The sequence below is a fragment of the Chryseobacterium capnotolerans genome (assembly GCF_021278965.1).
Taxonomy (GTDB): Bacteria; Bacteroidota; Bacteroidia; order Flavobacteriales; family Weeksellaceae; genus Chryseobacterium; species Chryseobacterium capnotolerans.
The window spans coordinates 4842784-4859573 of sequence record NZ_CP065589.1; the positions used below are offsets into that span (position 1 = coordinate 4842784).

Below are 16790 nucleotides of genomic sequence, written 5' to 3' on the forward strand. Positions count from 1 at the left end.
CATTTTAATAAAACTTTTGAGAATTTTGTATCATGACAAACGAACAATATCAGGAAGCTATTGACTGGCTTTTCGTACAAATGCCCAACTACCAGATAGATGGACAAAAGGCTTATAAACCAGGACTTGACAATATTACCAAACTTTGTGCTTACTTTGGAAATCCGCAGGAAAGAATAAAGTGCATCCACATTGGCGGAACCAATGGAAAGGGATCTTCGAGCAATATGCTTGCCTCCATCCTTCAAGAAGCAGGTTATAAAGTAGGTTTATATAATTCCCCCCATCTTATCGATTTTACAGAACGTATTAAAGTAAATGGCCAAAATTGTAATAAAGAGTTTGTCTTTGATTTTATTCAGAAACTTAGAAATATTCCGGAAGATATCCGGCCTTCATTTTTTGAGTTTACCACTATTATGGCTTTTGAATATTTCTATCAGCAACATGTAGATTACGCAATTATTGAAGTTGGATTAGGCGGAAGACTGGATTCTACTAATATTATTAAGCCATTAGTTTCTGCAATTACCAATGTCCAGCTTGATCATCAGAATATATTAGGAGATACGATTGAAGAAATTGCCGGTGAGAAAGCAGGGATTATCAAAAAGAATATTCCAATTATTTCAGGCGATGAGAATGAAATGGTAAAAACAATCATCAGAGAAAAAGCGATTAAAGAAGAAGCTCCATTTATAGATGCTACTCTACTCCATACTGACCTTACTTCTGATCTGAAAGGAAATTATCAGCAAAAAAATCTCCGTGTCGTTTTAGCCATTGTTGAGGAATTAAGAAAACTGCAGGTTACTATTCCCGATAAGGACCTTGAGAACGGTCTATTGAATGTTCATCAAAATACAGGATTCATTGGCCGCTGGTTTGAATTCTCTAAGGAGCCGCTTACCATTTGTGATACCGGGCATAATCAGGCAGGTCTGGAGCATGTTTTTTCACAATTAAATTCTATTGACAAGCACAAGCATATCATTTTGGGGTTCGTTAATGATAAAAAGATAGATGAAGTAATGAATCTGCTTCCTGAAAATTCTGAGTTTTATTTTGCCAAACCATCCATCAATAGGGGAAGACATCCCGAAGATTATGAATATTTACTTAAGGAGGCGAAAATTTTTTATAAAATTTTCAATTCTGTACAGGAAGCGTATCTATCTGCAAAAGAACGATGTACAAACGAAGAAATGATTTTTATTGGTGGAAGCAACTTTGTTGTTGGAGATTTTTTAGAAAAAAAATTTAGAGTTTAAAGAATAAGTTGTATATTTGCACCACTCTAAACGAGAAAACAATAAAAAAGTCTAGAGGGTTCTTAGCTCAGTTGGTTCAGAGCATCTGGTTTACACCCAGAGGGTCGGGGGTTCGAATCCCTCAGGACCCACAGAAAAGGAAACGAAACCTTTAAAAAAAATTCGGGTTCTTAGCTCAGTTGGTTCAGAGCATCTGGTTTACACCCAGAGGGTCGGGGGTTCGAATCCCTCAGGACCCACAGAAAGGAAACGAAACCTTTAAAAAAAATTCGGGTTCTTAGCTCAGTTGGTTCAGAGCATCTGGTTTACACCCAGAGGGTCGGGGGTTCGAATCCCTCAGGACCCACAAAAAATCTCTCAGATTTCTGAGAGATTTTTTTATTTATAATACATTCACAAAATCAGTGAGATAAATCAAATAATAAACATTCTATCACTCTCTAATTCATCTTCCTGGAAAGGAGTCCAAGCTTATAGATATCCAGATAACGAAGATTCACATTCCCTTCAGAGAGCTTTCTTTTGATACTTCTCTCCCCTATGTTGAATAAAAGGTTAAAAACAGCTTTAAAAGGTGTATTTTTAAGTACAGTATATAATTTAACGAGTTTCACTTCTGCTAATTTTGAACTCAGCGTCTCATCTTTAAGCATATTAGACAAACTTTCCACAGACTCTTCTACTTTCTCCAGATAAACAATGTTGCTTTCCAAATCATTATTAAGAATAGGATTATCAATATGATCTATCTTTATATTTGCAGCTTTTAAATCCATGGCAAAAAGAAGATCTTCATATCCATATTTCTGGAATTCAGGATTGAAGCCGACTTTATTGAGTACCTCTTTGCAAATTACAAAATTATTGGTCTGAAAACTTAAATAGGGTTTTTCTTTACGTAATTCTACAGGAAGGTTTTCTCTCTCAACGGAAAACTTCCATCGTAAATAATGATCAGAATCTGCTGCTGCCTCTAAAACCCTGCGACCTCCATACATAATCTGGGAGCCTGGATTCTTCTGTATAAATTGTATATATTTTTTTAAGAAATCCCTGCCTACAATTTTCCCATCGCAATCAAGGAACAAAAGATACTCTCCCTCTGCATATTGTAAAAACAGATTACGGATCCGTGAACGGCCGATATTTTTTTCAAGAAAAATAAATTGGTGTACAAGATTCTGAATCTCCTTGTTGACCTGCTTACATTCATCTTTCGAAGCGTCATCTATCAATATAATTTCAACATCAATATGTTGGTCATCAATTTCTTTTTTTAAATCAAAAACCAATTCACGGACATCAAAATTATAGACAGGAATGCATACCGAAAGTTTCATGATATCAGATTTTCTCAACAACTTTCTGAATACTAAATTCTTCAAGGCAGGCCCAGTCTCCCCTGTAACACTCTTTATCTCCAAAAACCGAACAAGGCCTGCAGGAAAGGTCTTTTACCTGTACTACATCATCTTCACTCTGACCAAATCCTAAAAATCCCGCGTAAGGGTGTGTTGCACACCATATGGAAACACATCGGGTTCCCATAAGACTTGCCAAATGCATGTTGGCAGAGTCCATAGAGATCATTACTTCCAGTTCAGAAATTTTCTGAAGTTCTTCAGTCAGGCTTAGTTTTCCTGAAAGACTTTTTGTATTTGGAATCTGGCTTTCCCAGGATTCAAGGGTTTCTGTTTCCTTTTTCCCACCACCAAAAAAGTATATGGTATGTTTCTGAGCCAAAAGTCTGGCCAGCTCAAATGACTTTTCCAATGGCAGCATCTTCCCTTTATGCTGGGCAAAAGGCGCAAAACCAATTCCTGACTTATGGGCTGAAACAGGTCTCAGTTTATGGGAAAGCTCTACTTTAAAACCCATTTCCCGGAAAACATCAGCATAACGTTCCACTGTTTTCTTCAATTGAACTTTATCCAGATTCCAAACATCAGTAAGATGTTCTTTTTCTTCTTTTCCTTTATTTATTTTAAAGACTTTTAAGCCCTTTCTCCTGTAGATTCTGTCCAAAATTTTGGTTCTGATCACATCATGAAGGTTGGCAATATAATCTGGTTTGAATTCTTTAATCAATTCATTCCCCAGCCTTCTCAATCCAAATAACCCTTTGTAATCATCCACATTTATTCCTTTAAATATAACATTAGGAATGCCTGCAAACAATGCTTCAAAATTCTTTCTGGAAACCATGATAATCTCCACATCTGGATTTTGCTCTAGAAATTCCTTAAAAACAGGAACTGTCATCGCAACATCTCCAAATGCAGAAAAACGATATGCTAAAATTCTGGTCACAATTATGATTTCAGCTGGTAAGCGACTGCGTAAAATTTGATCTGTTTCGTCATGGCCATCAACCCATTAGCTCTGGATGGTGAAAGAAATTCCTGTAATCCGATCTCTGAGATAAATTCAAAATCAGAATCTAAGATTTCCTGTGTACTATGGCCACTGTAAATGCTCACCAAAAGAGAAACAATACCTTTGGGTAAAATTCCATCAGAATCGGCATTAAAGAATAGTTTACCCTCCTTAAATTCAGCATCTATCCAAACTTTACTCTGACAGCCTTTGATGAGATTGTCTTCTGTTTTCTTATCTTCCGGGAGTCCTTTCAATTCTTTTCCAAGATCAATGATGTACTCATATTTCTGCTCCCAATCGTCAAGAAATGCAAATTCGTCGATTATTTCCTGCTGTTTTTCTTTAATGGTCATTTTAAATCCAATTTCTTTGTGCAAAGATAGTAAATTATGCTTTAGGCCTAAATTGGTAAGTCATAAGCTAATAGTAGAAATATGATGCCATTAGGAATAGCCTATTGCTTAAACCCTAATGTATTAGAAGCGTTCTGGAAAACCTGCAGCAGCTTTATTTCTTCGTTTTCCCAACAAAGCATTTTGGATGCTTTTTCAAGCTCTGGCAGATAATTCTTTCTTCCTTTGGCTAAAACTTTCTTTACAGCAGCAGCTATATTTTCCGATTGGTGATCTTCGATTAATTCCCCTATATCAAATTGATTTTTAATATTCTCAAGTTCAGGAAGGTTCGACAAGATCAAAGGAACTCGGCCCTGAATACAGTCTAACACTTTATTAGGTAAGGAATATAGGTAACTGTCTCCCCCGTTTTCTTCAATACTCATTCCACAATCTGCAGCGATGGTAATTTTTCTTAAATCTTCCGGCTTTAATTTTCCAAGAAACTCAACTTTATGCTGAAGTTTTTCTTTCATTACTAATTCTTCGTATTCTTTTTTCTCGGACCATCTCCAGCAATTTTCAATTTCACATGATCCATATGATGCATGGCAAGAATCACTTTATCAATTCCTCTGAATGGATTGATAGCGCCCTGGTACAGCAATATTTTAGGATCATTTTCAGGAATTTCACCACTAAAGTCTAACCTTCTGGGTGCATTTTGTACTACTACAGCACTTATTCCATATTTTTTTCTGAAACCATTTGGCATAACTTCCACTCGCCGTAATCATCCATGTCAGCTTCGGAATGACAGTCTTTTCCACATAACGCCATAATTTTTGTGACATTTTGCCTTGCACAGCAGGCATTTCTGAAAAAATTTCATGACTATCAAAAACCAATGGAATATTTAATTTTTGGGCAATAAGATAATTGGGGTACAACGCATCGATATCGTTGGCATGAAGAATTGTATTTTGATCCGCCTTTTTTTAAGCTCATGGTACAGCTTCCAGTTAAATTCAAAGTAAGCTGTTTTCAGACTTTTTGAAGCTAAGTGGATTCTTGAGAAGGGATAAGGACGCTGCATTTCTTCTGCTCCGTTCCAATCATTGCCTATCAGCTCAATCTCATATCCGTTTTCATATAAGGTACGGCATACTTTCTCAATACGTTGGTCCGTATACAAATTACTGAAGGCTGATGTGATTATTTTTTTCTTCATTACGCTTTTTTTCCAAGCAGTAAATGATAGATCTGAATAAAACAAATAAGTCCGTTCGGGATAATAACCGGCCATAATGGTCCGCTAAAGAAACCATAAATGACAAAACAGGCACAACCGATCATATTAACAATTCTGATTTTTCTTACATCTTTCAATATGAAACTCAATACGATAAAAACTGAGGCTGAGTATCCGACGTAAGTGATAATTTCAGGATTCATTGGGAAATTTTAAAGATAACAAACTTAATCATTTTCAATAAGATAATAAAATTTTTCATGACATAAAGTCATTAATTGATTTTTGGTAAAATATTTGTAATTTAGATAATGGATAAATGGTAATGTTGCCTTTATTCTAATGAGATATATTATGGATTATAAGTTTTCACAAGGTTTGAGCCAAGTGTTCAAACAAAGCAAAAGCGAAGCTAAGAGGCTGAAAAGTGAATTTCTTAATACAGAACATCTACTTTTAGGTATTATAAAAACGGAAAACTCTGCTAAAGAAATCCTTCAAAACCTCAATGCGGATTTAACACAAATCAGAAGAAAAATTGAAACTCTAAATACAGCAAGTCTTAATCCTATTTCTGAGGAGGTTACCAATATTTCTTTCACCAAAATGGCTGATCATGCTATTAAACGTGCAGAGCTGGAATGCCGACAATACAAAAGCAATGAAATTAATACCGTTCACCTGCTTTTAGGTATTCTATATAAATATGAGGACCCTACTTCAAATATTTTGGGAGCTTATGACATCGATTATGAAGGTGTTTCAAGAGAGTACCAGACTATGCTTAAAAATTCCGGGCAGTCACCACAAATGAGTGCTTACGATGACGATGATGAGAGAGAGGAATTCGAGCAAATGAGAAAGCCTACAGGAAACTTAGGCTCAGCAAAAAGCAAAACCCCTACATTGGACAACTTTGGTAGAGACTTAACGTCTTTGGCCAGAGATGGAAAACTGGACCCGGTAATCGGACGTGAAAAAGAAATTGAGAGAGTATCTCAGATCTTATCCCGCAGAAAGAAAAACAATCCGCTTCTTATTGGAGAACCGGGTGTGGGTAAATCTGCAATTGCGGAAGGGTTAGCTTTAAGAATTCAACAGAAAAAAGTATCAAGAGTTCTTTACGGAAAACGTGTCATCACATTAGACCTTGCCAGCTTAGTGGCGGGAACTAAATACCGTGGCCAGTTTGAAGAAAGAATGAAAGCCATCATGACTGAACTGGAGAAAAACAGAGATGTCATCTTATTTATTGATGAGCTTCATACGATTGTAGGTGCAGGAAGTTCTACCGGAAGTTTAGATGCCTCCAATATGTTCAAACCGGCGCTGGCAAGAGGTGAAATTCAATGCATCGGAGCGACTACTCTGGATGAATACCGTCAGTATATTGAAAAAGATGGAGCTTTAGAAAGAAGATTCCAGAAAGTAATGGTGGAACCTACTTCTATTGATGAAACCATTCAGATCTTGAATCAGATTAAGGATAAGTATGAAGAGCATCACAATGTAATTTATACCCCTGAAGCGATTGCTGCGTGTGTCAATCTGACATCGAGATATATTACAGACCGTTTCTTACCAGACAAAGCTATTGATGCGATGGACGAAGCAGGATCAAGAGTGTACATTAAGAACATGAAAGTTCCGACTGAAATCATTGATTTTGAAAAGAAAATCGAAGATATTAAAGAACTGAAACAAAAAGCCGTAAAAGCACAGGATTATCTTGAAGCCAGAAAGCTTAAGGATGAAGAGGAACGTCTTCAGATGGAACTGAATGCTGCTCAGGAAAAATGGGATAAGGATGTAAAAGAGAAAAAAGAAACCGTAACTGAAGAGAATGTTGCAGAAGTGGTTTCTATGATGAGTGGAGTTCCTGTAACGAAAGTGGGCAAAAATGAGCTTGATAAATTAGCTCAGATGGATGAGAAACTGAACGGAAAAGTTATTGGACAGGAAGACGCTGTGAAGAAGGTAGTGAAAGCTATTCAAAGAAACAGAGCAGGTCTTAAAGATCCAAACCGCCCAATCGGGACCTTTATCTTCCTTGGTACAACCGGGGTTGGTAAAACGGAGCTGGCTAAAGTAATGGCTAGAGAACTTTTTGAATCCGATGAGTCTCTTATCCGAATTGATATGAGTGAATACATGGAGAAATTTGCCGTTTCGAGATTGGTTGGAGCGCCTCCAGGATACGTTGGATATGAAGAAGGAGGTCAATTGACCGAGGCAGTAAGAAGAAAACCTTATGCTGTGGTTCTTTTGGATGAGATTGAAAAAGCTCACCCGGATGTATTCAATATTCTATTACAGATCCTTGATGAAGGACATGTTACAGATAGCTTAGGTAGAAAAATTGACTTTAGAAATACGATCATCATCCTTACATCCAACATCGGAACAAGAGATCTTAAGGATTTCGGAGATGGTGTAGGATTTGGAACTTCAGCTAAGAAAACAACTTCAGACTCCAGAGCTAGAAGCACGATTGAAAATGCACTTAAAAAAGCATTTGCTCCAGAATTCTTAAACAGAATTGATGATATTGTGATCTTCAACTCTCTTGTACAGGATGATATCAAAAAAATCATTGATATTGAACTGAACAAATTGTATGGCAGACTTGAAAAATTAGGTTATAAAGTAGAATTAACTGAAGAAGCGAAAGACTTTATTTCTGAAAAAGGATGGGATAAAGACTTCGGGGCAAGACCACTGAAGAGAGCTATCCAGAAGTATATTGAGGATTTATTGGCAGAAATGCTTGTGAATAAACAACTGAACGAAGGTGAAACTGTAGTTCTTGAGCTTAATGAAGCAAAAGACGGTTTAGTAGGCGGAAAAACTTCAAAGTCTAAGAAGTCTTCAGCTGCTGAGAAATCTTCTCAATCTTAAATAAATAATTTAATTTCAATAAAAAAGCACCGGGAATTTTCCTGGTGCTTTTTGCTTTTTATAGGTTTTGGCTAAAGCCAAAGTGATTTTAATGTTCTTATTATATGGGCTAAAGCCCATCCCTATTGAATATTACTATTGCAATGTCTAAAATTATCTGCGTCAATCTGAAAAATCTGCGAGATTATATTTTGTTGGAAATCTCAAAGGCGCAAAAGGTTCTTATATATGATACGTTTTTAAGGCGCAAGATTTTTATCTTCGATAAAATTGAATGCTGCTGAGTCTTTTTCATTTTTCAAAGGATGACATATTAAAGGCCTACTACAAATCCAATATTCGGGACTAAGCCATTGGAGAATACACTTGAACGCTCCTTCCAAAGTACGTTGTACATCAACCCGATCTGCATAAAAGAATTATTGCCGATTCTCTGCATGTATCCTCCTCCTAAATACAAGGCATTTTCTTCTCTATTGTACTTATAATCGTAATATTTATCATTATAATTAATGAAATAATGCTGGAAGTTGGCACTTAAATAAAATGAGCGGGCAATATAATAGTTGACAAAGGGACCTATTCCAAACATAGTAGATCTATAATAATCGGAAGTCTGCCAGGAAACACTTCCCACCGCTCCTGCTTCCAGGTCTTCAGTAAGACGGTATCCTACTCTTGGAGAAGCCTGCAGATAGAATGAACTGTTGCTTCCAAACCCAAGGCCTATTCCTCCACCAAAGGTCCATTTATTGCTTTCCTGCATCGGAGTACCTATTGAAACCTGAGAAAATGAGAGTCCTGAAACCATCAACATCATGGAAATAATAAACTTTTTCATATTTAAATATTTTATTTTGTTCTAAGGTATAATTAAACACATTTTCATCTGTGCTGATCATTCAAAAACTTTATTAATGGTGTTTTATATTAACATCGTTTTTATCAATGTTTAAAATTATGGTTTTTTTACGAATTTATTTAGTTGTATTTTTGCCGGGTCAAACTAAGAACTCCCGTTAAGAGTTTCGTAAAATTGAAATACAATGAAAGTAGTAGTAGGCCTCTCAGGAGGTGTAGATTCAAGTGTTACAGCACATTTGCTACAACAGCAGGGTCATGAGGTAGTGGCTTTGTTTATGAGAAACTGGAATGATGCTTCGGTAACATTAGAAGATGAATGTCCATGGATTGAGGACAGTAATGATGCCCTTATGGTGGCTCAAAAACTTGGAATACCTTTCCAGGTGATTGATATGAGTGAACTTTATAAGGAGCGCATCGTTGATTATATGTTCGATGAATATCAGAAAGGAAGAACTCCCAATCCTGATGTTTTGTGTAACCGAGAAGTAAAATTCGATGTTTTTATGAAAACCGCAATGTCTTTAGGTGCTGATAAGGTAGCTACAGGACATTATGCCAGAGTAGATTCTACTATTGATGAAAACGGAAAGGAAATTTTCCATCTTTTAGCAGGAAAGGATAATAATAAGGACCAGTCTTATTTTCTTTGCCAGCTAAGCCAGGATCAACTGTCAAAAGCTTTATTTCCTATTGGTGAACTTACCAAACCGCAGGTAAGGGAAATTGCTAAGGAAATCGGATTAGTAACTGCCGATAAAAAGGATTCTCAGGGATTATGTTTTATTGGAAAAGTAAGCCTTCCTCAGTTTTTGCAGCAGCAATTGAAACCCAATGAAGGGGAAATCGTAGAGATTTTCAAAGATTCTCCTTTATTTACTGAAGAAACTCCAGAATTTTCTACGAAGGAAGAGGAACTTAATTTCTTATCCAGAAAGATCAATTATAAAAAAGCTGACGGAAAAGTGATTGGAAAGCACCAAGGTGCTCAATTTTTCACAATCGGACAAAGTAAAGGGTTAGGAATTGGCGGACACAAAGAAAGCTGTTTCATTGTTTCCAGAGATATGGAAAACAATATTCTTTTTGTAGGAGAAGGAAATCATTTCCCCGGGCTCTATAAAAAAGCTTTAAAAATAGATAACTCTGAACTTCACTGGGTTCGTGAAGACCTGAAGCTCCAAAATGGAGAATCTATGGAAGTAATGGCCAGATTCAGATACAGACAGCCTCTGCAAAAGGCAACTCTTTACCAGTTTGAGAATGCTTTCTATATTGAATTTGAAGAACCACAGTCTGCGATTGCCGAAGGACAGTTCGCTTCATGGTATATTGATGAAGAACTGATTGGAAGCGGGGTGATTTCGTAGTGAGTTCGAGAATCGGAATACTAATCCCTGCATTCAGGAATTTCCATTCATTACACCGGAAATTGAACACAATTAATAGCAAGACTTAATGATATTATAAAGCCCGAAGCAGTTTTTGTTTCGGGTTTGTTTTTGAAATTATTTACTGATGTCCTTCTTTGACTTAAATGTTATTAGCAAGAGTATTACAATCAACTCTAAGATTAAGATTATAGTTAAGAATCCAATAGGTTTTCCCAGCATAATTCCCCGGATGAGTTTGGAAATTCCCAAGACTCCAATAAGCATTAAAATATAAAAAGTGGTATTTGAAATGGTTTCTCCTAATGATTTTAAAATAAAAATAGAGAGGTAAAATCCAAGAACCAGGATCAGATAGAATTTTAAAAAGTCCGGCCCTTTCAATGATATTGGGTTCAATGTCTGACATTCCGCAATAAGCCATACAAAACTTATCACAATCGGTATAGAATGAATGATTAGCTTTTTCATGTTCATTATTATTTAAAAATTTTATCCACCACAACCTCCGCAACCGCCACATCCTCCGCCGCAGCCTCCTCCACAACTGCTTCCTCCACCGCTACAACTACTCCCACCGCTGCAACTGCTTCCCTCATTACTTGAGTTGGATTTTCCTCCCTTATTATCTTTAGTACTTGAAATAGCAGCAATGATACCTCCAAAAATCATAATTCCCAAGAAAGAAAAGAAGATAGAACCAATAGTCGTTATTACTTCTCCAAGGCAGGAACTTAACATTAAGATTAATACCAAAAATGGAATCCATCTCCATATTCGTGATTTGTTTTTTATATTTTCAAAAATATTCTCTTTGATCCAGATCTCCTGAGGGGCTTCAGACTGGAAAACATCTTTATAGCTTTTCAATGTATCTGCAAACCAATTCTGATGTTTAAGTTTTTCATTTCCACCTCCTTTTGAAGGATGATGATGCAGGGCTCTTTTTAAAATATTCGGACAGAAATCTTCCCAATAATTCTGAGTATAGATCAAATGCATATGCCAGACTTTATCTACCACTTCACTTGGTGAGGCTCCTTTGGGAAGGATGCAGCAGAGATAGACAAACTTTTTATATTCTTCGATGGCTTTTCTGGTGAACTCCAGGCTCCAGTTCTCTTCTTTTGCCAGTTTTTTCGAAAAAGGAAAAACTGCATCGGAAGCATCTAATGAAAATCCTTGGATTCTTTCCCAAAGGGTTTCGTCTTTTACGATCATTTTTGTTTCCATTGTTTTATCTTTTGTTTTTCTACTCAAATATCAATGGATTTTACAATATAAAAGTCTTTCAAAAATCTTATTTGGTTTGATAAAAATCTTAAATTAGTCTTACAAAACCATACTATGAAAAAGGAAGATATTCTACATCTTGAGAAATTAATGAATTTTCTAAGCAGGCAATTTCTAAAGAAAAATCATTGGGAAGATGTTACTAAAACCGAATGGTCTTATATCTGTGCCGAACTTAATGATCTTATCCTCAGTGAACATTCTGAAAAGGGAATCAAAAAGGATCCTGAAATCCTGGGAACAAACTATCTCTATGAGCATCTGATTATCAACAAACTGAAAAAATTCAATCAGAATGAAAATGCTGTTTTAAGCCGTCCCAATCTCGCTAAATTAAGTTTGATTGTCAAAGTTTTAGGGTACTCCAATTATATTGACTTTATCAATTCTAATACGGAAGCCTTCAACTTTAATGATCTTAAGATTGATATGAATAATGTAAACCAGAATACAGCTCTTTTAGACCGTCTTGTGGGCTGTTGGTATTCTTATAACAGAAATCTTCCGGAGAATCCTACACAGGCCCGGGAAGACAGAATCTGGCGTTCTGCGATGGAAATCTATAAGGCTGAAACCACCGGAGAATATTTTATAGAAAGGAGCGGCGGCGATCACCATAAGTATTTCGGAAAGGTAACTGCTTATTCTGATTACGTTTTTATCATCATGAACAGCAATACTTTTATCCGTCAAAGACATTTTATATCCAGAATCAAAGACAGTAAGGAAAAACTCAAAAATCCGGATTACAAGCTGCATGAACTTCACTTCATCAGCACCTGCATCAGCTTCAATCAGGAGCCTATTGCCTTATTTGAAATATTCCGGAAAGCAGACCGAAAAAGTTTTATTTCGGACTCTATCAGTTTTCCTATTGACAGTGATGAGATTCCGGAATCGATTCTTAAACAGCTTGAGGATACAGAGTCTAACAGGATTGATTATAGGTAATTAGGGCTCAAAGTGAATATAGAAAAGATATTTTTTATTTTTTCAAATTTTTCTGTAACGTATGCTAAGTTATCATACTTACTGAGTAAAGAACAATAAAAAATATGATTATGAAAACCTCTACTTCAAACAATCAGTATGCTTCAGCCAACAGTGTTTTGATTTTTATCGTATCAATGCTTTTAGGCTATAATATTTATCAGGCGATCTATCATCCGGAAAAATCAGATCTTTTTATTTGCATTATTCTGGCAGCCCTTACTTCAGTGATGGTTCAAAAAATATGGAACCAAAACTGATGAGAAAAATAAAATATAAACATCTCCATCTGTCATCATATATATCCGGAGCAATTTTGTTCCGGGTTTATTTTTACAGACCTTATGCCTGGAATACTTTTACCCTTTAAATATCAGCTATTTACCACAATAATTCCATAATTTAATAGTTCTAAATATGAATCCTCAATGCTCTTGTTATGGAATATTATGAATTGTATGAAGTTTTGAAAAGTCATTTTGATTCCAGAAAAGAGATTGTGGAGGTAAAAGATTTGAATCTAACTATTGAATCTATTCCTTTTGAATCTAAGGTTTCAGACCTTCTGTATGGTTCTGAAAATCTGAATTGCCCTAAACATCATCATCCTCTAAAGATCAATCAAAATGCCTACCTGCACTATAATCACCCTTCCATAGATAGCAAAGATTTTGATATTGAATGCAATAAAAAATTTGAATATCACATTCTCAAAAGGGCTGATGTTACAACAGCCAATGGCTGCATTATCTTTTTCATGGACTGAATGAAAAGAAATGGGATAAATATCTTCCCTGGGCCTATGAATTGGCTCAAAAAAGCCGTAAAGCCGTTTTATTGTTCCCCATTGCTTTCCACATGGATCGTGCAGAAACCATGTGGAGTGACCGCCATGAAATGACGGAAATCGTGAAATTCAGAAAGGAAAGATATCCTGAAAACACTCATTTTTCTTATGTAAACGCTGCAACAAGTTCCAGACTGGAAGCTCATCCGCAACGTGTTTTCTGGTCAGGATTACAAACCTATTCGGATATTATTGAGGTAGTAAAGGAAATTAAAGATGATAAGATTAAAAGCATTGCTCCGGATGCCAGCCTGGATCTGTTTGGATATTCAATAGGTTCATTTCTTTCCATGATTATTAAAATGGCTGATCCACATCATTTTTTTTCCCAGTCCAAAGTTTTTTGTTTTTGTGGCGGAATGACTATTGACCGGATGTTCCCTATCTCCAAATACATTATGGATTCTCAGGCTACGGTTAAAATGCAGTCTGTTTTTACAGAATTATTAAGCTCTGATTTTAAGTTTGACAATAGGCTGAAACATTATCAGGATGATGAGCTTCATCCGCAAGAAAGCTGGTTCAAAAAGATGCTTAGATATAATTACTTCCAAAAAGAAAGGGAGGAACGAATTCAAGAGATCCAGTCCCAGCTAAAAGCTTATGTCTTAGAAAAAGATACTGTAGCTCCTCCTATAGAAGCCTTAAATACATTGCAAGGCGGCTATAGAAATATCAATGTAGAGGTAGAAATAAAGGATTTCCCTTTTGATTATTCCCACATGGTTCCTTTTCCATTAACCCATAAACACAAGACTGAAATAACGGAAGCTTTTCATCAGTTTACAAAGTCTGCCTGTGATTTTTATTCTCAGTCATCAGGATGAGAAAATGGAGAGGAGAAGTCTGAAGAGTAAAAGAATGAGATCCATAGTTATGTTTTTTGGTGATTTGAGGGGTAAATTTCGGTTGCTATCCGATTACTTTAGCTTACAAGCCAGTCTTTGAAGTCTTTGACACGGTCCCGGCTTACGGTAATTTCTTCCTGGGGCTGAAATTCGAGATCTACTTTGTAATAAGGTGAGGTATGAATGTTTTTGATATAATCTGAATTGATAATAAACTGCCTGTTAACACGGAAAAATTTTTTGTCATCCAATATATCATCCAGTTCATCCAATGTAAAATCTGATGGATAAGAACGCTCTTCTGTCTGAAGATAAACAATCTTATTCTCACTAAAAAAACAAGTTATTTCATGGGTCTGAACAATTTTCAAATTGTACCCAATTTTCACTAAAATTCTTGACAGAATAGACTTTTCTTTTCTTATCAACTGCTTAATATCCTGCGATCCAATGTCATTATTGGAAGGAAGAAAAGACTTGAATTTCTCAATAGCTCCTGCAAGATCTTCTTCAAGAATAGGTTTCAACAGGTAGTCTATACTATTTAATTTAAAGGCTTTTAAGGTATACTGATCAAACGCTGTTGTATAAATGATAAACCCTTTGGTAGGAGCTTTTTCAAAGATATCGAATGACAGCCCGTCTCCAAGAACAATATCAGAAAAAATCAGCTGCGGATGTTCATTTTCAGAAAACCAGGCAACACCTTCCTCTACAGATTCTATTTTAGCAACTACTTCAATATCAGGAAAAACACTTAACATTCTTTCTAATTTCCTTGAAGCAGGCTTTTCGTCTTCGATAATAACGGTCTTGATCATTAAGCTAATAGTTTTAGTTATAAAATTGGAAAATAAAATTAGGTAAAATAATCAGATTTAATAATTTATAGTTTTTTTATTTTTTCCCACTTCTTTTTCGATAGTTTCCTTTTCCCATTCATCATTAAAAATAAATAAAGAAACGCCTTTCATCACCAGAATTAATGCCCAAACCCCTAAAAACAGGTGTCCGCCAAATATTTGGTAATGCATTTCATCATTAAACCAATCATTTCCGATCATTATTACTGATATAATTCCAAACCACATCAGGTGTTTATAAAACTTTTTCAATTGCTTAACTCTCTCGTATGCTCTGTTGTAATCCATGATATATTATTTTTAAAGTTATTATAATGTTTTAGTTTTTCCTTTCTCTTCTTCCATCAATTCTTTAATCTTCTTCTCTTCCCAACTTTTCCCAATTCCAAATACATTTACAGCGTGAAACGTGATACCGATTCCCCATCCCAGCATTGGCCATAAAAACCATAAATAACCAGGAGCTGTCATAAGATTTAAAAAGGCAAGAAAAGGGATGACAATACAAAAGGAGGTAAGATTTCCGTAGAATTCTTTTAATTCTTTTACTCTTCTTGATGCTCTTTCATAAGCGGTTGTGTCTTTACTAAAAGTTTCCATATTTTTATTTTTTAAGGTTAATTTGTCTTTTTCTTGATTCAAAGGTATGGCGGAAAAGACCCTCCAATCAATTTTATATGACTGAGCGGTAGATTATGCTTCCCGAATGGTAAAAAATAAAGGAGTAATGAATTTTATGAAATTGAATGGGTTACAGAAAATCAAAAATTAGTTGATCAGCAAACACTTATTTAAGAACCATATATGCTATGTGGCTGTAATCAAACGAAAACAGCCATTTTTTTCCAAAAGAAGAATTTTTATCAATAAAAATGCTTAGAATATTTGCTTATTAACATAGAAATCTATGTGGTTTATTTTTTTAACCACATAGGTATTGTAAACCGGATTTTTAATAAAGTTAATAGATAAACGGGATGAGTTTCTTTGTGCCTTTTCTGTATCGAATATATTCTTCTCCAAATTGTTCTATGAGAGCCTGTTCTTCTATTTTGATTCTATAGGCAAAGGCTAAAAACGGAGGTACAAAGGCTAAGATCAGAGACAGCCAATTATTCAGGTATAATCCAAGGCCCAAAGAGGTCAGCAGGGAAAAGGCATATGATGGATGTCTTAAATATTTATAAAAGCCTTCTTTCTTGATCTTATGATCTTCTTTAATGGTAACGTCTACCGTAAAATATTTTCCCAAGGACCTGATAATAACAAATCTGAAAATAATTCCGATAAGAATAAATGCTTCTCCAACGTACATCATCCAGCTCCCAGTTGTAATCGGGAGTGTTGACAGGTTGGAAATCGTTACTGCAGCTGCAATTGAAAAAGGAATGGCCAGCCAAAGAATATTAAGGGTAGATCTATCCTTTCCTTTTTTATCATCTTTACCGGATTTCAGCATATTTTTATACAGAAACTCACTGAGAAACCACGCCATCATAGATATTACGAAGAGAATTTGTAAAGCTTTCATTTTGATACTATTTAAAAGGTTTTCAATT

Annotated in this window: 19 protein-coding genes, 3 tRNA genes and 1 pseudogene; 9 read left to right on the top strand and 14 right to left on the bottom strand. The window is 35.6% G+C overall.

Features of this window, described 5'->3' with window-relative positions; translation table 11 throughout:
* Nucleotides 1-32: 32 nt before the first annotated feature.
* From H5J24_RS23210 to H5J24_RS23225, 4 genes are all read left to right on the top strand, one after another.
* Nucleotides 33-1271 carry a bifunctional folylpolyglutamate synthase/dihydrofolate synthase gene (locus H5J24_RS23210; protein ID WP_232815903.1) on the top strand — a complete coding sequence of 413 codons (1239 nt, stop codon included), beginning with the start codon at nt 33-35 and terminating at the stop codon, nt 1269-1271.
* Nucleotides 1272-1327: 56 nt separating this feature from the next.
* A tRNA-Val gene (locus H5J24_RS23215) sits at nt 1328-1402 on the top strand.
* A 33-nt stretch (nt 1403-1435) separates the two neighbouring features.
* Nucleotides 1436-1510: transfer RNA gene (locus H5J24_RS23220), tRNA-Val, on the top strand.
* A 32-nt stretch (nt 1511-1542) separates the two neighbouring features.
* Nucleotides 1543-1617, top strand: a tRNA-Val gene (locus H5J24_RS23225).
* 94 nt (nt 1618-1711) lie between these two features.
* On the opposite strand, the gene H5J24_RS23230 is transcribed toward H5J24_RS23225, so the two are convergent.
* From H5J24_RS23230 to H5J24_RS23250, 7 genes are all read right to left on the bottom strand, one after another.
* Nucleotides 1712-2611, bottom strand: a complete 900-nt coding sequence (locus tag H5J24_RS23230; RefSeq protein ID WP_068941483.1) for a glycosyltransferase family 2 protein — start codon at nt 2609-2611, stop codon at nt 1712-1714.
* Between the two features lie 4 nt (nt 2612-2615).
* A complete protein-coding gene (locus H5J24_RS23235) occupies nt 2616-3581 on the bottom strand; it encodes a glycosyltransferase family 9 protein (protein ID WP_228407586.1) in 966 nt (321 codons plus the stop codon).
* Between the two features lie 2 nt (nt 3582-3583).
* Entirely contained in the window at nt 3584-4003 is a 420-nt protein-coding gene (locus H5J24_RS23240; protein WP_068941115.1) for a SufE family protein, read from the bottom strand.
* 101 nt (nt 4004-4104) lie between these two features.
* Nucleotides 4105-4521: a glycosyltransferase family protein gene (locus tag H5J24_RS26035; protein ID WP_346729931.1), complete on the bottom strand. Its 417-nt coding sequence runs from the start codon at nt 4519-4521 to the stop codon at nt 4105-4107.
* Nucleotides 4522-4523: 2 nt separating this feature from the next.
* A complete protein-coding gene (locus H5J24_RS26040) occupies nt 4524-4760 on the bottom strand; it encodes a hypothetical protein (RefSeq protein WP_346729932.1) in 237 nt (78 codons plus the stop codon).
* A 141-nt stretch (nt 4761-4901) separates the two neighbouring features.
* Nucleotides 4902-5216 carry a hypothetical protein gene (locus tag H5J24_RS26045; protein WP_346729933.1) on the bottom strand — a complete coding sequence of 105 codons (315 nt, stop codon included), beginning with the start codon at nt 5214-5216 and terminating at the stop codon, nt 4902-4904.
* Nucleotides 5216-5440, bottom strand: coding sequence for a uroporphyrinogen decarboxylase (locus H5J24_RS23250; RefSeq protein ID WP_068941119.1), 225 nt, complete (start codon nt 5438-5440; stop codon nt 5216-5218). Before H5J24_RS23250 ends, H5J24_RS26045 begins: the two co-directional genes overlap by 1 nt.
* Before the next feature lie 151 nt (nt 5441-5591).
* Here H5J24_RS23250 and H5J24_RS23255 point away from each other — a divergent pair, with 151 nt between their 5' ends.
* Complete coding sequence (locus H5J24_RS23255; protein WP_068941121.1) at nt 5592-8135, top strand: ATP-dependent Clp protease ATP-binding subunit; 2544 nt, start codon at nt 5592-5594, stop codon at nt 8133-8135.
* A 313-nt stretch (nt 8136-8448) separates the two neighbouring features.
* Here the strand turns inward: H5J24_RS23255 and H5J24_RS23260 are convergent, their stop codons facing one another.
* Nucleotides 8449-8976, bottom strand: a complete 528-nt coding sequence (locus tag H5J24_RS23260) for a transporter (protein ID WP_068941123.1) — start codon at nt 8974-8976, stop codon at nt 8449-8451.
* 205 nt (nt 8977-9181) lie between these two features.
* On the opposite strand from H5J24_RS23260, the gene mnmA reads away from it, so the two are divergent.
* Entirely contained in the window at nt 9182-10369 is a 1188-nt protein-coding gene (gene mnmA, locus H5J24_RS23265; RefSeq protein WP_068941125.1) for a tRNA 2-thiouridine(34) synthase MnmA, read from the top strand.
* 138 nt (nt 10370-10507) lie between these two features.
* On the opposite strand, the gene H5J24_RS23270 is transcribed toward mnmA, so the two are convergent.
* The gene (locus H5J24_RS23270; protein ID WP_068941127.1) at nt 10508-10861 is read right to left on the bottom strand and encodes a hypothetical protein; all 354 of its coding nucleotides are present in this window, start codon (nt 10859-10861) and stop codon (nt 10508-10510) included.
* Between the two features lie 21 nt (nt 10862-10882).
* The gene (locus tag H5J24_RS23275) at nt 10883-11650 is read right to left on the bottom strand and encodes a glycine-rich domain-containing protein (protein ID WP_232815904.1); all 768 of its coding nucleotides are present in this window, start codon (nt 11648-11650) and stop codon (nt 10883-10885) included.
* Between the two features lie 87 nt (nt 11651-11737).
* On the opposite strand from H5J24_RS23275, the gene H5J24_RS23280 reads away from it, so the two are divergent.
* The 3 genes and pseudogenes from H5J24_RS23280 (at nt 11738) to H5J24_RS23290 (ending at nt 14347) form a co-directional block, all read left to right on the top strand.
* Nucleotides 11738-12634 carry a hypothetical protein gene (locus tag H5J24_RS23280; RefSeq protein WP_068941131.1) on the top strand — a complete coding sequence of 299 codons (897 nt, stop codon included), beginning with the start codon at nt 11738-11740 and terminating at the stop codon, nt 12632-12634.
* Between the two features lie 110 nt (nt 12635-12744).
* Nucleotides 12745-12933 (top strand): hypothetical protein, encoded by a 189-nt coding sequence (locus H5J24_RS23285; RefSeq protein ID WP_232815905.1) that lies wholly within the window; start codon nt 12745-12747, stop codon nt 12931-12933.
* Between the two features lie 179 nt (nt 12934-13112).
* Nucleotides 13113-14347: pseudogene (locus tag H5J24_RS23290) on the top strand (DUF6051 family protein).
* A 98-nt stretch (nt 14348-14445) separates the two neighbouring features.
* On the opposite strand, the gene H5J24_RS23295 reads toward H5J24_RS23290, so the two are convergent.
* The 4 genes from H5J24_RS23295 to H5J24_RS23310 all read right to left on the bottom strand — a co-directional run bounded on the left by H5J24_RS23295 (nt 14446) and on the right by H5J24_RS23310 (nt 16762).
* A complete protein-coding gene (locus H5J24_RS23295; protein WP_082811052.1) occupies nt 14446-15189 on the bottom strand; it encodes a LytR/AlgR family response regulator transcription factor in 744 nt (247 codons plus the stop codon).
* 57 nt (nt 15190-15246) lie between these two features.
* Nucleotides 15247-15519, bottom strand: coding sequence for a 2TM domain-containing protein (locus H5J24_RS23300; RefSeq protein WP_068941134.1), 273 nt, complete (start codon nt 15517-15519; stop codon nt 15247-15249).
* 21 nt (nt 15520-15540) lie between these two features.
* The gene (locus H5J24_RS23305; RefSeq protein WP_068941491.1) at nt 15541-15831 is read right to left on the bottom strand and encodes a 2TM domain-containing protein; all 291 of its coding nucleotides are present in this window, start codon (nt 15829-15831) and stop codon (nt 15541-15543) included.
* Nucleotides 15832-16192: 361 nt separating this feature from the next.
* Nucleotides 16193-16762 carry a methyltransferase family protein gene (locus H5J24_RS23310; protein WP_068941137.1) on the bottom strand — a complete coding sequence of 190 codons (570 nt, stop codon included), beginning with the start codon at nt 16760-16762 and terminating at the stop codon, nt 16193-16195.
* Between the last annotated feature and the right edge of the window lie 28 nt (nt 16763-16790).

What these genes read in the sequence shown, in the direction of transcription:
- H5J24_RS23210 (WP_232815903.1), top strand. Translation starts at nt 33, where the DNA reads ATGACAAACGAACAATATCAGGAAGCTATTGACTGGCTTTTCGTACAA.
- H5J24_RS23230 (WP_068941483.1), bottom strand. Translation starts at nt 2,611, where the DNA reads ATGAAACTTTCGGTATGCATTCCTGTCTATAATTTTGATGTCCGTGAA.
- H5J24_RS23240 (WP_068941115.1), bottom strand. Translation starts at nt 4,003, where the DNA reads ATGACCATTAAAGAAAAACAGCAGGAAATAATCGACGAATTTGCATTT.
- H5J24_RS26035 (WP_346729931.1), bottom strand. Translation starts at nt 4,521, where the DNA reads ATGAAAGAAAAACTTCAGCATAAAGTTGAGTTTCTTGGAAAATTAAAG.
- H5J24_RS26040 (WP_346729932.1), bottom strand. Translation starts at nt 4,760, where the DNA reads ATGCCAAATGGTTTCAGAAAAAAATATGGAATAAGTGCTGTAGTAGTA.
- H5J24_RS26045 (WP_346729933.1), bottom strand. Translation starts at nt 5,216, where the DNA reads ATGAAGAAAAAAATAATCACATCAGCCTTCAGTAATTTGTATACGGAC.
- H5J24_RS23250 (WP_068941119.1), bottom strand. Translation starts at nt 5,440, where the DNA reads ATGAATCCTGAAATTATCACTTACGTCGGATACTCAGCCTCAGTTTTT.
- H5J24_RS23255 (WP_068941121.1), top strand. Translation starts at nt 5,592, where the DNA reads ATGGATTATAAGTTTTCACAAGGTTTGAGCCAAGTGTTCAAACAAAGC.
- H5J24_RS23260 (WP_068941123.1), bottom strand. Translation starts at nt 8,976, where the DNA reads ATGAAAAAGTTTATTATTTCCATGATGTTGATGGTTTCAGGACTCTCA.
- mnmA (WP_068941125.1), top strand. Translation starts at nt 9,182, where the DNA reads ATGAAAGTAGTAGTAGGCCTCTCAGGAGGTGTAGATTCAAGTGTTACA.
- H5J24_RS23270 (WP_068941127.1), bottom strand. Translation starts at nt 10,861, where the DNA reads ATGAAAAAGCTAATCATTCATTCTATACCGATTGTGATAAGTTTTGTA.
- H5J24_RS23280 (WP_068941131.1), top strand. Translation starts at nt 11,738, where the DNA reads ATGAAAAAGGAAGATATTCTACATCTTGAGAAATTAATGAATTTTCTA.
- H5J24_RS23285 (WP_232815905.1), top strand. Translation starts at nt 12,745, where the DNA reads ATGAAAACCTCTACTTCAAACAATCAGTATGCTTCAGCCAACAGTGTT.
- H5J24_RS23295 (WP_082811052.1), bottom strand. Translation starts at nt 15,189, where the DNA reads ATGATCAAGACCGTTATTATCGAAGACGAAAAGCCTGCTTCAAGGAAA.
- H5J24_RS23300 (WP_068941134.1), bottom strand. Translation starts at nt 15,519, where the DNA reads ATGGATTACAACAGAGCATACGAGAGAGTTAAGCAATTGAAAAAGTTT.
- H5J24_RS23305 (WP_068941491.1), bottom strand. Translation starts at nt 15,831, where the DNA reads ATGGAAACTTTTAGTAAAGACACAACCGCTTATGAAAGAGCATCAAGA.
- H5J24_RS23310 (WP_068941137.1), bottom strand. Translation starts at nt 16,762, where the DNA reads ATGAAAGCTTTACAAATTCTCTTCGTAATATCTATGATGGCGTGGTTT.